Source organism: Halioglobus sp. HI00S01 (assembly GCF_001635445.1).
GTDB lineage: Bacteria > Pseudomonadota > Gammaproteobacteria > Pseudomonadales > Halieaceae > Halioglobus > Halioglobus japonicus.
Genome location: NZ_LWEE01000334.1, coordinates 1 through 380 on the forward strand (window position 1 = coordinate 1; position 380 = coordinate 380).

Annotated in this window: 1 protein-coding gene; it reads right to left on the bottom strand. The window is 52.9% G+C overall.

Features of this window, described 5'->3' with window-relative positions:
* A partial coding sequence (locus A3709_RS20845) for an efflux RND transporter permease subunit (protein WP_197484334.1) occupies positions 1–380 on the bottom strand: 380 nt, incomplete at both ends.

A 380-nucleotide genomic window follows, 5' to 3' on the forward strand; every position in this document is an offset into this window, starting at 1 on the left:
CACACCTTGTACGAACAACGTTGGTGTGAAGGCGACGATCGTCGTCAGTACCCCGAATGTAGCGGGAGTGGCTACACGGTAAACGCCATTAATCACATTATTGACGCTGTGCCCGTGGGCCTCGGTTTCCGAATAGGCACTTTCACCCATAATGATCGCATCGTCGACCACGATACCCAGCACCAGGATAAAGCCGAACAGGCTGATCATGTTGAGACTGGAATCGATATAGGGCGTATTGATGATGGCCATGGCGCCCAGGAAGCAAACGGGAATACCTATCATGACCCAGAAGGCCAGTTTAATCTCCAGGAACAGGGCCAGGGTGATGAATACCAGTAGAGCGCCCACGGCGAGGTTTTTCACCATCATGCCCAGAC